General features: G+C 35.9%; 6 protein-coding genes and 2 tRNA genes. 7 read left to right on the top strand and 1 reads right to left on the bottom strand.

Going from position 1 to position 15,037, the window contains the following annotated elements:
- The 7 genes from ABXH34_RS13165 to ABXH34_RS13135 all read left to right on the top strand — a co-directional run.
- Positions 1–154, top strand: a 154-nt coding sequence (locus ABXH34_RS13165; RefSeq protein ID WP_353572346.1) for an HU family DNA-binding protein, incomplete at its 5' end; no start/stop codon positions are given.
- A 183-nt stretch (positions 155–337) separates the two neighbouring features.
- Positions 338–413 (top strand) — tRNA-Val (locus tag ABXH34_RS13160).
- A gap of 14 nt (positions 414–427) precedes the next feature.
- Positions 428–504: transfer RNA gene (locus ABXH34_RS13155), tRNA-Asp, on the top strand.
- A 107-nt stretch (positions 505–611) separates the two neighbouring features.
- Complete coding sequence (locus ABXH34_RS13150) at positions 612–2,513, top strand: SurA N-terminal domain-containing protein (RefSeq protein WP_353572345.1); 1,902 nt, start codon at positions 612–614, stop codon at positions 2,511–2,513.
- 106 nt (positions 2,514–2,619) lie between these two features.
- A complete protein-coding gene (locus ABXH34_RS13145) occupies positions 2,620–8,166 on the top strand; it encodes a non-ribosomal peptide synthetase (protein ID WP_353572344.1) in 5,547 nt (1,848 codons plus the stop codon).
- Between the two features lie 116 nt (positions 8,167–8,282).
- The gene (locus ABXH34_RS13140) at positions 8,283–12,086 is read left to right on the top strand and encodes a type I polyketide synthase (protein WP_353572343.1); all 3,804 of its coding nucleotides are present in this window, start codon (positions 8,283–8,285) and stop codon (positions 12,084–12,086) included.
- A complete protein-coding gene (locus ABXH34_RS13135) occupies positions 12,083–12,529 on the top strand; it encodes a nuclear transport factor 2 family protein (RefSeq protein ID WP_353572342.1) in 447 nt (148 codons plus the stop codon). The genes ABXH34_RS13140 and ABXH34_RS13135 overlap by 4 nt, the downstream gene beginning before the upstream one ends.
- Positions 12,530–12,565: 36 nt before the next feature.
- Here the strand turns inward: ABXH34_RS13135 and ABXH34_RS13130 are convergent, their stop codons facing one another.
- Positions 12,566–14,689 (bottom strand): TonB-dependent receptor plug domain-containing protein, encoded by a 2,124-nt coding sequence (locus tag ABXH34_RS13130; protein WP_353572341.1) that lies wholly within the window; start codon positions 14,687–14,689, stop codon positions 12,566–12,568.
- Between the last annotated feature and the right edge of the window lie 348 nt (positions 14,690–15,037).

Raw genomic sequence — 15,037 nt, 5'->3', positions numbered from 1 at the left:
CACTGTTACTTTGATTGGTTTTGGTACTTTTGCAGTACGTGAACGTGCTGAACGTAAAGGCCGTAATCCACGTACCAATGAAGAGATTGTGATTCCAGCAGCTAAAGTACCTGTATTTAAACCAGGTAAAGCTTTAAAAGAAGCATTGAATTAACCAGCTATATTGTTTAATTCATGTAGGAAAAAGTTCTGTTGATTGGCTATATAAAGTAGCGTGCTTTAAAATCAACAGATTATCTGGTGTGCCCAGATATGAGGGTAAATTAGTTCTAAAAAACTGAAAAAAATGCTTGCATTGGTTAAATATCATCTCTATAATGCGAGCCTTCATTTGGACGGGTGCTTAGCTCAGTTGGTAGAGCATCGCCCTTACAAGGCGAGGGTCGGGGGTTCAAGCCCCTCAGCACCCACCAAGTTCAGATTTAATGGAGCGGTAGTTCAGTTGGTTAGAATACCGGCCTGTCACGCCGGGGGTCGCGGGTTCGAGTCCCGTCCGCTCCGCCAGTATTAAGAGAAAAGGGTGCATCTAGTAACTAGGTGTGCCTTTTTTTTGCCCAAAAGAAACGGTACAATTCTATTCACTATTAAACCAGTTCAATTAGGTGGAAACTATGCTGCAAAGCATTCGTGATAGAGCGCAAGGTATTGGCGCATGGATTATTGTGATACTGATTACAGTTCCTTTCACCATGTGGGGCGTATATGAATACATCCAACCCCAGCCCAACACCTCAGTCGCTAAAGTTAACGGGATAAGTATTGAACGTGCTGATTATGAAAATGCAGTACGCCAACGTCGACAATATTTCCGTTCCATGTTCAGAACTCAAGATATTTCGTTCATGAATGAGCAAATTGACCGAGATACACTGAAAGATTTAATCAATCAAGAATTGTTACTACAAATAGCTTCTGATGAAGGTATGCGGATTGGTGATGGCTTATTGGCTGCTCAAATTCAAGAAAACCCTGCATTTCAAGAAAATAAACAATTCTCTCCAGAGCTTTATAAGCAGCTATTATCCAGTCGTGGTTTAAATCCAGTTGTATTTGAGATGCAAATCCGTCGCGATATGTTGGCACAGCAATTACGTGAAAGTGTAAGCCAATCTGCATTTAGTACTGATTACGATCAAAGACAGAAACAGCAGCTTGAAAACCAACAACGCCTTGTTAGCTATGTGCTTTTAGATAAAGAAACATACAATAAACAAGTTGAAGTATCTGATGCTGAGGTTGAAAAACACTACAATGATAATTCCAAGCAGTATATGACTGATGAGCAAGTCAGTGTTGAGTATGTTGTGTTATCAATTGAAGATATTAAGAACAGTATTAACTTTGATGCAGATACATTACAACAAGCTTATCAAGAGCGTTTAAACCATTATACAACGCCTGTTGAATGGAAAGCACGGCATATACTCGTAGCATCTGAACCAACTGCAAATGAAGATGCCATTGCCCAAGCGAAACAGAAAGCGCTAAATTTGATAGCTCAATTACAAGCGGGTGAAGATTTCGCTGAATTAGCAAAACAAAATTCTGATGACACAGGCAGCGGCCAACGAGGCGGTGATTTAGGCTGGTTTGGTGAAGGTCGTATGGTAAAACCATTTGAATCTGCTATAGCTGCAATGAATATTGGTGATGTCTCTAGTGAACTCGTACAGTCTGAGTTTGGTTTCCATATTATTAATTTACAAGAAAAGAAAGAAGCTAAAATCAAGCCTTATGAAGAGATTAAAGCTGAGCTGGAAACAGAATTGCGCCAAGAACAAGCAAGCCTGAAATATAATGACCAATTGCTGGATGATTTAGCAGAGTTAGCATTCCAATTCCCTGATAATTTAGATGATTTGGCTAACAATATGGAGTTAGTTAAACAAGAAAGTGGTCTATTTACTCAGAAAGGCTTAAAAGATGATGAAATCTTTGCTAATGCTAAAGTGTTAGATATTGCATTCAGTGAAGAAGTCTTAAATGAGCAACATAACAGTGAGCCCGTTGAATTTACTGATGGTAAGTCTGTTGTATTTAGAATTAAAGCACATCAGTTGCCTCAATTACGCCCATTGGATGAAGTAAAAGTAGCTATTACTGAAACATTAATATCTGCCAAAACCAAAGCCAAAGTAGAAGAAATTGGCCAAAGTGTTTTAGAAGCATTGAAACAAGCAAATGCAGACATCGAAAAAATTTCTGATGACAATAAATTGGTATGGTCAGAACAAAAATGGGTATCTCGTAATGAGAACTTTGGTAGCCAAGCCATTGTTGAATCCGCATTTAAACTAGGTACACCGCCTGAAAATAATGCGTTATATCAAGGCTTAGTTTTAGATAATGGAAATTACGCTGTTTATGCGGTACTGGATGTAAAATCAGAAACCAAGAAAGATGATAAGCAGACACCTGATGGTTTGAAAAAAGGCTTAGGTAGTTCCGATTACAATAGCTTTTTGTCTGGTTTGAAATCAAGTAATGATATTATCCAATATCTGAAAAAATAAAGGGTTTTTAGGGGGAGTGGGCAGCAATAGTTTCGGATAGAAATATTAATTACTCTAAATCGTTAAGGTAAGCAGCTTTTTAGAGTAATGGGAGCAATCAATACTGATGCAATGTGCAACATTGATAGATTTGCTGCAATTACGTGCAGAACAACAGGCTGAAAAACGGGCTTATACCTTTATGATAGATGGCAAAGTAGAAGGTAAAACTTTTACTTATGCTGAACTAGATTTGCAAGCCCGAGCAATTGCTGCCCAACTTCAACAATATTATGCTCACGGTGAGCGTGCTTTATTGCTTTATCCACAAGGTTTAGAGTTTCTCGCCGCCTTTTTTGGTTGCTTATATGCGGGGGTTATTGCGATTCCAGTACCACCTCCAGAAGCCAGCCGTTTAAAACGCACCCTACCCAGATTACAAGCCATTGCCAAAGATGCGCAGGCTAAATTCACTTTAACCACTGAATCTATTTTAGCTTTGGTTAACCAACATCGTCAGCAAATCCCTGAATTTAAAGCCATGCACTGGCTGACTACCGAAAATATTCAAACTGATTTAGCTTTGGATTGGCAACGGCCTATTGTTCAAGCGGATGACTTAGCTTATTTGCAATATACATCAGGTTCGACCTCAACACCTAAAGGGGTCATGATTAGTCACAGCAATCTTTTGCATCATGGATACTATCTAAAACAAGCATGTAGCTATACATCAGAAAGCAAAACAGTGACATGGATGCCTTACTTTCATGACTATGGGTTAGTTGAGGGCATGTTTGTTCCAATATTTAATTCAACACCATGTTATTTGATGTCGCCATTTTCTTTTTTAAAACAACCGTTTCAGTGGCTTAAAAATATATCTTCTTATAATGCAACTCATACCCAAGCACCTAATTTTGCTTATGAATTATGTTTAAAACGCATATCTGAGCAACAAAAATCTGAGTTAGACCTTTCCTCTTGGCAAGCTGCAGGTAATGCTGCTGAACCTATCAATCCTAAAGTGCTAAAAGCATTTTATGAGTCGTTTAAGCAATGTGGTTTTCGCTGGGAGGCATTTTGTCCAGCCTATGGATTAGCTGAAAATACATTATTAGCAACTTTTAGTGCTATACAAAAGCAACCAATGCTACAAGCCTTTAATAATAAATTAGAAACTAAGGAAGTTCTTAGTGTTGATGCTATGGATAACCAAGCTACTATTATTACAGGATGTGGTCAACCGATTGGGAAAACATATATTTTAATTGTTGACCCTGAAACGTTCATGATTTGTCAATCAAACCAAGTGGGCGAAATTTGGATTTCTGATCCTAGTGTTGCACAGGGCTATTGGCAAAATGAACAAGCAACTAAAGAAACATTCCAAGCCTATACCAGCGATACTAATGAAGGTCCTTTTTTACGTACAGGGGATTTAGGTTTTTTATACGAAAATGAGTTGTTTATTACAGGGCGTTTGAAAGACCTCATTATTATCAATGGCGTTAATTATTATCCACAAGATATAGAATGGTCTATAGAACAAAGTCACGATTTAATTAGAAATAGCCAAAGTGCAGCTTTCTCTATTGTCATTGATAATGAAGAACAATTGGTTATTCTTGCCGAATTAGAAAAAAAATCAGGTGATACGCAAGCTATTATTCAAGCAATTCGTAAAGCTGTATTTGAATATTACGAGCTACAGCCTCACGCTATTGTGTTATTGAAAAAAGGCAGTGTACTTAAAACTTCTAGTGGTAAAATTCAACGTAATGCTTGCAAAAAAGCTTTTCTTAATAATGAATTAGGTGAAATTGTACGCGATCTCTTATCTGATTCAACCAGCAACATGTTTGTTGCACCACAGTCAGCAAACGAAATACAAATTGCACAAATATGGGCAGATGTATTACATATTCCATTTGAGCAAATCAGTATACAAGACAGCTTCTTTAAATATGGTGGACAGTCATTACTTGCTGTTGAAATAATAAATCAGATTAATCAATACTTTAATATTTCACTCACAGCGTATAGTTTATTTGAATATACAACTATTGAAAAATTAGCGGCACATATTAACCCGCTTGCAAAGCAACAATATATTGCGATTACACATACAGAACAAAAACATTACCCCGTTTCTTATATGCAGCAGCAAATCTGGTTGGCTTGTAATCAAGCACCTGATATTGCAATTTACAACGAACCCTTGTTTATTCATTTTGATACACAAATTGACACACAGATTTTAGAAAAAAGTATTCAATTTATTGTGCAACGCCATACTATTTTGCATAGTGTTTTTAAAGTTAAACAAGGTACACCTATACAAAAGCTTAAAGAGCATAAACAATGCTCTTTGCAAATAGTAGATTTACAACACTTACCTGCTAACGATAAAGAAACTGAATATCAAAATTTAGCACATATATTAATATCCAAACCATTTGATTTAGAAAAAGATATATTGCTACGTGCCATTTTATTTCAATTTGATACAGAAAAAAATACTTTGGTGTTTGTAGCACACCACCTTGTTGTTGATGGTCTCTCCATTTATCAAACATTTTTACAAGAATTACATACATGTTACCAAAGTTTTATTGATAATAAGCAACCAAACTTACCCAAGCTGTCGATTCAATATAGTGACTATGCACATTGGCAAAGACAAATTCCAATTCCAACAGCTCAAATGGATTATTGGCAGCAAAAGTTAACTAATATTGAAGCGTTACAATTGCCAACTGATTTCCCCTATCCTGCTAAAAATACTTATCAAGGTGCAACACATTCTTTTAACTTATCGAAAGATATAGTTGCAAAGCTTAAGAAAGTAGCTCAAGAGCAAGATACAACCGTCTTTATGAATTTATTGGCGGTTTTTTATATTTTACTTTACCGTTATACAGGTCAGAATGACATCGTTGTGAGCACTGTTATTAATCAACGTAATCGGCCTGAATTAGAGCACTTGATTGGTTTATTTTTGAATACCTTGATGTTGCGCACAGTTTTCAAGGATGAGTTTAGTTTTTTAGAGTTATTACAAGAGACTAGAAAAGTTGCATTGGAGGCTTATACTCATCAAGATGCCCCTTTTACAGAAATACTACAAAATTTGCGTACAACTCAAAATATCAATGCAAAGAACCTATTCCAAGTGGCGTTTGTGCTTGAGCCTGCCGTAACTGATATAGATAAACATTGGTCCTGTAGTTTGTTGGATGTACATACCAATGCTGCCAAATTTGATTTAACCCTGCAATTTGAAGATAAAAAAGACGTTCTTGTTGGACGGTTTGAATATCGTACTGATTTATTTAAGGCGAAAACAATTGAAAGAATGGCGGGACATTTTCAAACATTATTAGATGCTGCATTAAACCAACCTAATTTAGCGATTGCCGAATTATCGTTGTTGACAGAAGCTGAACAAAAACAGTTTCAAATCTGGAACAATACGCAAGCTGATTTTCCACAAGATAAATGTATCCATCAATTATTTGAAGCACAAGTTGAACGTGTGCCTAATAATATTGCGCTTGTTTTTGGACAGCAACAACTCACTTATTCAGAATTGAATCAAAGAGCAAATCAATTAGCCCATCACCTTATTTCATTAGGCGTACAACCTGAGACTTTAGTTGGTATTTGCATTAATCGTTCCTTGGAAATGGTAATAGGTTTATTAGCTATTTTAAAGGCTGGTGGAGCTTATGTACCATTAGATTATAATTACCCAGAAGAACGCATTAACTTCATGATAAATGATGCAAAAATAAAGGTATTACTGGCTCAAAAGAACGCATTATCAAAATTATCAGTTCCAGAAAATATCACTGTTTTGACAGTTGAAGAATGGGATTGGCTTGATAAATTGAGTAGTGAGAATCCTAAAACAAATGTAACACCACACAATTTAGCCTATGTGATTTATACTTCAGGCTCAACAGGTCAACCCAAAGGGGTTTTGTTAGAGCATAAAGGTGCTTGTAATTTAAGTAGTGCTCAAATTAAGCTATTTAAATTATCATCTGAGGATACAATTTTACAATTTTCATCTCTGAGCTTTGATGCAGCAACATGGGATGTCATTATGGCCTTGATGTCTGGAGCTCATTTGTATATTCCTGCACATAATGAAATTCTTGTTGGAAAATCACTAGCAAATGCCTTGTTAATAGGGAAAGTTTCAGTTGTGACACTTCCTCCTTCTGTATTAAACACACTTTTATTCGAACATATGGAATCTTCTAAGTATCTACGAGCATTTATTGTCGTAGGTGAAAAAAGTTCTATAGATTTAATTAATAGCTGGTCAAAAAGAGAATTCTGTATTATTAATGCTTATGGCCCGACTGAATCTACAATATGTACAACATCAACTCATTGCCTAACAAACTTAGATGATACTATCCCTATCGGTAAAGCTCTGCCAAATATTCAAGCGCATATATTAGATAAAAATCAACAACAAATACCAATTGGCTTAACAGGTGAATTATATATTGGGGGTATTGGTGTTGCGCGAGGTTATTTGAATCGTCCAAAGTTAACGGCCCAAAAATTTATTACCAACCCTTTAACAAAAAATGGAAACGATCGCCTCTATAAAACAGGTGATTTAGTTCGGTTTTTAGAAGATGGGCAATTAGAGTTTGTGGGACGTATTGATCATCAAGTTAAAATTCGTGGTTTCAGAGTCGAGTTAGAAGAAATTGAATCTATTTTAAAACAGCATAATGATATTCAAGATGCAGCCATTATGATTAAACAAAGTACTGAGAATAATAAATATATTGCAGCGTACTTTGTACCAAAATTTTCCACAAGGCGTATTTCTTTCAAAACTATCTGCCAGCTAAAATTTGATAATGGTATGTCTATGGCTTTGAGTAGTGAAAATATTTCGTGTCATGGTATGGGTTTAATTGGTGTACCGATTTCTTGCAATTGCCAAGAGCAGCAAGGATTAACACTTCAATTTTCTTTACCTAATATTGATAAACTCTTTGATTTAGTAGGGCACGTAGCTTGGATTAAGGGCCATAGGATGGGGGTTTCATTTAATTGTAGTGATGATGCATTATGTGAATATATTGAGCAGGCTTTGCAGTTAAAAGAACATCGGGATGATTTGCATCGTAATTCTGCCACATTATTGCGTAGATATTTAGCTGATAGATTGCCACATTATATGATTCCCTCTGCATTTATTTTACTGGATAAAATGCCTCTAACGCCAAATGGTAAAATAGATAGACATGCACTGACACAGCAAACTAATCAGATTCGCTTAGATTTGCAATTATCTTATACTGCTCCTGAAACTGATCTGGAACAAATCATTGCTGATATTTGGAAGCAGGTACTACAGTTGGATAAAGTGGGTATTCATGACAGTTTCTTTGATTTAGGTGGTGATTCATTGCAACTGGTGAAAGTACAAGAATTGCTAGAAACTAAATTACAAAGTGAATTTCCAACAGCAATATTATTCCAATATCCTTCCCTCAATGTATTAGCACATTATTTTGCGGAACAAATGCTATCCAATGACGTGCTTTTAAAAGATTCTCAACCGCATCAGCAAAGAGTTTTACAACGAAAAAAGGCGCATCAGCAGCGCAAAAAACGTCATATCAGAAAAGATAATTAATCTCAGTTCATATCGTATTAAGCTATTTAATATAATTTATAAGCGATATTTATTCGCCTGCAAAATTTTTTTATTATAGACTGCATAGATTATTGTTATGGGTAGGCGTAACTACAATGGATGACCTTAAATTAGAAGAAGGGATTGCTGTTATTGGAATGGCAGGACGTTTTCCTGGTGCTAAAAACATTGAGCAATTTTGGAAAAACATAAGTCAAGGCATAGAATCTGTCCGTTTTTTTACGGAGGAAGAACTGTTAAAAGCAGGTATTGCTCAAGAACTTATTCAAAATCAAAATTATGTTAAAGCTAAAGCTTGCTTAGATAATATTGAATATTTTGATGCTGATTTTTTTGGTTTCACTCCTAAAGAAGCTGCAATGACTGACCCACAACAACGTTTATTTTTAGAGTGCGCATGGGAAGCTATAGAACATGCCGGCTATAATGTCCAAAATTATGATGGCGACATTGGTGTTTACGCAGGTACAAGTGCTAACACTTATTTTAAATCTTATTTAAGTTCGCAAATTGATAATGATGATTCTGTGACCAATTATCAAATTTCTATCGGTAATGATAAAGATTTCTTATGTACGCGGGTTTCTTATAAATTAAATTTAACAGGCCCTAGTTTTACTATTCAAACTGCATGTTCAACATCTCTTGTTTCGGTAAGTGTTGCCTGCCAAGCATTGCTTGATTATCAATGTGATATGGCATTAGCAGGAGGTGTATCTGTTTCTCTACCGAATAAATCAGGTTATTTATATAATGAGGGAATGATTTTATCGCCTGATGGTCATTGTCGAGCATTTGATGTGAATTCGAAAGGTATTGTACATGGAAATGGCGTAGGTATTGTGCTGCTTAAGCGTTTACAAGATGCGCTTGATGATGGAGATTCGATTCATGCTGTTATTTGTGGAAGTGCGCTTAACAATGATGGTTCAGGTAAAATTGGTTATACAGCCCCTAGTGTAACAGCACAATCTAAAGTGATTTCAGAAGCTTTAGCTATTGCAGAGATATCAGCAGATACTATAAGTTATGTAGAAGCACATGGTACAGGTACAGAGTTGGGAGACCCAATTGAAATTGCTGCTTTGACTCAAGCCTATCGGGCAGATACCCAAAATAAAAACTATTGTGCAATAAGTTCGGTTAAAACCAATATTGGTCACTTAGATGCGGCATCGGGAGTGACTGGTCTAATTAAAGTAATTTTGTCACTAAAGCATAAACAATTAGCACCTAGTTTACATTTTACCCAGCCTAATCCTAAAATAGATTTTGTCAATTCGCCATTTTATGTCAATACCCAGTTGAAAGATTGGACAACGCAAGGCAATATACCACGCCGAGCCGCTGTTAGTTCATTTGGTATTGGTGGTACTAATGCGCATGTCGTTTTAGAAGAAGCCCCCGTATTTAACTCATTGCCAAGTTCTCGACCTTATCAACTTATTGCCTTGTCTGCTCGAACAGAATCAGCATTACAAGCTCAACAAAAACAATTACTCGAATATTTCCAAGTCTATACAGATATTAACTTAAATGATGCTGCTTATACTTTACAAGTTGGCAGACATGCATTTGCATATCGTAGTGTTTTTGTTTGTGATTCAATACAAGATGCTATAACTAAATTAGCTGAACCCAACTCATCTATCCAATACCATTTGCAAATTGAACAAACTCAAAATGTTGTCTTTATGTTCCCAGGGCAAGGGTCGCAGTATGTGAATATGGGACTTGAACTATATCAGACAGAATCTATATTTAGAGAACATGTTGATTATTGTGCACAATTTTTACAGCCATATTTAGGGTTAGATTTACGCACTATTCTTTATCCAACACCTGAACAAACCGTTTATGCTGAAGCTCAATTAATCAAAACTGCGATAACTCAACCTGCATTATTTGTGGTGGAATATGCATTAAGTAAGCTGTGGATGTCGTGGGGTATTCAGCCTCAAGCCATGATAGGACATAGTATCGGGGAATATGTTGCTGCTTGTATTTCTGAGGTATTTTGTTTAGAAGATGCGTTATTACTTGTCGCTGAACGTGGGCGTTTAATGCAATCGGTTGCAGAAGGTAGCATGTTAGCCGTAGCTTTGCCAGAATCTGAGCTAAAATCATTGTTAACAGATAATTTGGATATTGCAGCAGTTAATGTGTTTAATCAAACAGTTGTATCGGGTACTGATGAAATTGTTCAAGATTTTGCGCAACAACTACATGCTCAAGGTATTAAAACTCAGGTATTGCATACTTCTCATGCGTTTCATTCAGCCATGATGTCTGGCATTTTATCTGAGTTTATGCAGGTATTACAAAATGTTCAATTTAACCCACCACAAACGTTATTTATATCGAACTTAACAGGTCAGTGGATTACCACAGACGAAGCGATCAGCCCAGATTATTGGGTTCAACATTTACGACATACTGTACGTTTTGCACAAGGTTTAAATCAATTGTTTGATGCTTTTAACCACGTGGTGTTACTTGAAGTTGGGCCTGGATATACGTTAAGTAAATTTGCAAAACGGCATCCAGACTACAATACAGATTTTTGTTTAGCAACGCTAAGACATGTTAATAATCATATATCAGACAACCAGTTTATACGGCAATCATTAGGACAATTATGGCTTGCCAATGCATCTATTAACTGGAAGCAATTTTATGCTCAGGAACAACGTTTGCGTATTCCATTACCAAGCTATCCATTTGAACGCAAAAAATATTGGGTTGATGCACCTATGGATAATCGTAATGAGCAAAATAAACTTTGTACTTCTGAAAACATGCAAGATAATTCTGGTGCTCATAGAGAAGTTAACAAAGATGTGAATTCTAATTTGCAAGAACAAAATAAATTTTTTGGCAATGGTTTAGAAAAGCAATTAGTTCAAATTTGGCAACAAATTTTAGGTGTGCAAAAACTAGGCTTGCATGATGATTTTTTTGCACTAGGCGGTGATTCTTTGATGGCTGTGCAGTTGATTCACAAAATTAATACAGAATTACAGCAAAATTTATCATCACATACTTTGTTAGCTGCACCAACAATTTCTAAATTATCCAAACAGTTAAATATTGATAATCACTCACAACAAGAACAACCATTTTGTTTAGTCGAAATTCAAGCAGGTAATCCAGATAAATTGCCATTGTTTTTAGTTCATCCTGTGGGTGGTCATGTTTATATTTATCGAGATTTAGCAAAAAGTTTAGGGGTAGAGCAACCTGTTTATGGTTTGCAATCTAGCGTCTTAGATGGAAAAAATCTTGTGCCTGAAACCATTGAACAAATGGCAAACCAATATATTCAGGCAATACAAACTCAACAGCCGACAGGTCCTTACTTATTAGGTGGTGCATCATTTGGTGGAGTCGTGGCGTATGAAATGGCTCAGCAGTTACTAAAATTAGGTGAGAAAATCCAGCTTATGACTATGTTTGATACGCCCTGCTTATCAGAAGCTAAACTTTTTGAGTTAGACGATGTGGAGTTATTACTCAGCTTTTTAGAGCTAGAAGGCAAATCAATTGATTTGCCTGCAAATTGGCAACAATTTTCTCAATCTGAACAGCTAAATTACATTGCTAAGACAAGTAAAATAGATTATTTTTCAGCCGCTATTAATATGCAAACATCTTTACAGATTGTTAAAAATAATGTGTGGGCAATGAAAAACTATATATTAAAACCGTATCAAGGAAAAATCACCTATTTCAAGGCTATTGAAAGAAATACCACTTACGATATGGCTCACCCAGAATATGGATGGATTGATGTTGCCCAACAAGGTATAGAAATTTACCCTGTATCAGGTGGGCATATTACGATGAATTATGCACCTAATGTGGGAATAATTGCTAAAAAATTAATGGGGTTAATATGAAAAGTATTAATTTATGGAAGCATTCTACCCAAGAAAATATTGAGGAAATACTGAGCCACCCTTTAGTCGGTGTTATTTTAAACTCTTTTGATGCTTTTGGCATTGGAGACTATGAACAGGCTTTGACTTATATGACTGAAGATGTGAAGTTTCACATTTGTGCACCAAGCCATCATCCTATAGGTGGTATATTTACGGGTCACCAAGAAATTTTACAGTTTTTAAAAACTCGGAAAGAAATGTTGCTGACAATAAAGCTATCATTTGATAAAACAATTGTGCGAGATAATATGGTTTTTATATTAGGAACTGAAGAAGCTAAAGTAATGCCTAGAGAAAAGATACATCAGACAGACTTAGGTTTATTCTTTTTGTTTGAAGGACAAAAAATTAAAGCATTTTATCGTTTTTTTGATAGTGCTGATATGATGTTAGTAGGGTAAAGAGCATTTTTTATTTCTACTTTACCCTAACATAGCTTAAAAGCGATGGCTTGTTTCTAAATAATAAGTTCTAGAGGCTAATGGTAAATCGTAAGGGATACTAACTATTCCAGAAGTATCTGGTCCGAGGCTAGGCTCAAAACGATCAGCATCAAATAAATTGCGTACTGAAAAAGCCAACTTCCAATTATTATTGACCTTATAATCTACCAATAAATCAACAGTTGTATACCCATCAAGCTCATCTCTTGTATCATTGTAGATACGTTTTCGATTACCAACCCAATTAATTTGAGTGTCCAAATGTAGTTTATTCATCGGAAACCAGTCTAAACGCAGGTATGCTTGATGGTTAGGCGCATTGCCCATACTTGCATTGTTTTTTCTATCTTTAACATCTTGGTAGGCATAATTAGCAACTAATAGTAGCTTGTCACTCAGTTTTTGTTGAAGTTCTAATTCACCACCAGTACCTTTTTGCCGTCTTTCATTTTGAGCAATGATTTTATCGCTAGTAGGGTTAAGAACAAAATCAACCGCATCTTCAGCAAGATAATAAAACAAATTAACGCCTAACTGAAAATCATCAGATGCTTTATAAGCAACAGCGAATTCATAGGTTTCATTTTTCTCTGGCTTTAAGTTTGGATTTCCTGAATTCACAGGATTATTTATTGCGTATAACTCTAAAAAGGAAGGAGCACGAAAAGCACGACCATATAATAATTTAGCTGTCCAATCTTCACTTGGTTTCCAAACTAAAGCAATACGTGGGTTTAAAGTATTACCAAAATCAGAATAATGATCATAGCGCAAACCTGTTGTTAATTGCCATTGTTCAGAAATATCCCAAGTATCTTGAATGAATGCGTATTGACTATTGCGGTTTTTTTCTGGTAAAAAAGCATAAGGTGTATCAGTTAAATCAACAATAACATTAGTTGTTGTTAAAGGTGTTCCTGTATAAGGATTTATCCCATAATTTGCCTCATGAGTAATTTTATACATATCAGCATAATGATAACCAGAACCTAAACGAACAGAATGATTTTTGAAGCCTTTATAGATTGCAGATAAATTAAGGCGAGTGTGTCTTTCAGAAACACCAGGATTTCCAATGTAGCCATCTAAATAAGCTTCACCACCAAAAGATACACCAGATGGAAATAAACGCTGATCGTTTTCAGGTTTATAATTCATATCTAAAAAAGCCAGTTGAGCATCAAATACCCAATTTTCTACAGAAGTATCATTGTGATAATTTAAATCAGCATTAATACGCTCGCTAGAATAGCGTCCTACTGAGTCTAATGCTTGTGCTAAACCTGTTCCAGTCCCCACATCATAACGCCCTTGAAAACCTGCTTTAAAATTCCAATCCTTATAGCCTAAATCTAAGCGAGCGTCTACATTTTGGCGAGACATTGAGACCGGTCCAGATGCTAAGGAAGCATTCGTACCAAAAGCATGATCAAATTGAGTTTGTGCGTCTTCTTGTACAGTTGAATCGTGACCATCAGTATCGTGATACTCTAGCATTACTGCCACGTCAACATCGCCATATTGCTTACCATGTAAAACCCAAACATCTTTAGTATTAAAGCTACCTGCTCGAACGCCTGCTTCAGTGCCATCAATATCATCTTTACGTTTTGTAATGATATTAATTACACCAGAAAACGCATCCGCACCATATACAGCAGAGCCAGGTCCTCGAATTACCTCAATGCGAGAAATCGATTTAATAGGCATTCCACCCCAAACAGGACCACGATTGCCTGTTTGAATAGTATTGATTGGTAATCCATTAACTAACACCAATACTTCAGGATTATATTCCGAGTAAATACCTCGAATAGTGTAAATTGGACTGTAAGTAACAGAATTTCGAGCTACATGCAACCCCGGAACTGATTCTAAAACATCATCTAAATCAGTTGCGCCCATTGCCTCAATATCATTGGCTGTAATAACTGTTGTGACTGCAGCTGCTTCTGTAATTTTTTGCGCCGTACCCGTTGCGATGGTGACTATCCTTACTTCTAATAGTTCTTCTAAGGAAAGTTCTGCATAGTCAAAGTCATCTTCTGCTAAAGCTGTATTGATACTCATCGCCATTAGAGCAACACTCAAAAGCCTTGTAATTAAATTTTTCATCATATCCTCTCTGGAGTGTGTTGAAATTTATAAATTTTTTAGTCCCAGATGACTATGAAACTTATTTTTTGTTCTCGCCATTATCCCCTTCGGCACATAATATGCCATTAAATTAAATGACTTATGTACTGATAAGGCAAATAACAAAATACCTTTGCATTTCTAAGTAATACCTTATAAATCAATCATACTATAGATAAATGAAACCCTTTAAACATCCAATTAATGTACATTTTCATGACAGTTTTGTTGTCAATATGAAATGTATCTGTCAATAAGAATTGACTCAGAATAGACACGTATTATTTCATTCATTAGGTACTTCTCTTTAGAGCTTGGATATAACAACAC

The organism is Candidatus Albibeggiatoa sp. nov. BB20, assembly GCA_016744725.1.
Lineage (GTDB): Bacteria > Pseudomonadota > Gammaproteobacteria > Beggiatoales > Beggiatoaceae > Albibeggiatoa.
Note: the sequence above shows the minus strand (reverse complement) of the source record. Positions and strands in the feature narration are given on the sequence as shown.

Coding starts and splice junctions, on each gene's coding strand:
- ABXH34_RS13135 (WP_353572342.1), top strand. CDS start 12,083: ATGAAAAGTATTAATTTATGGAAGCATTCTACCCAAGAAAATATTGAG.
- ABXH34_RS13145 (WP_353572344.1), top strand. CDS start 2,620: ATGCAATGTGCAACATTGATAGATTTGCTGCAATTACGTGCAGAACAA.
- ABXH34_RS13140 (WP_353572343.1), top strand. CDS start 8,283: ATGGATGACCTTAAATTAGAAGAAGGGATTGCTGTTATTGGAATGGCA.
- ABXH34_RS13150 (WP_353572345.1), top strand. CDS start 612: ATGCTGCAAAGCATTCGTGATAGAGCGCAAGGTATTGGCGCATGGATT.
- ABXH34_RS13130 (WP_353572341.1), bottom strand. CDS start 14,689: ATGATGAAAAATTTAATTACAAGGCTTTTGAGTGTTGCTCTAATGGCG.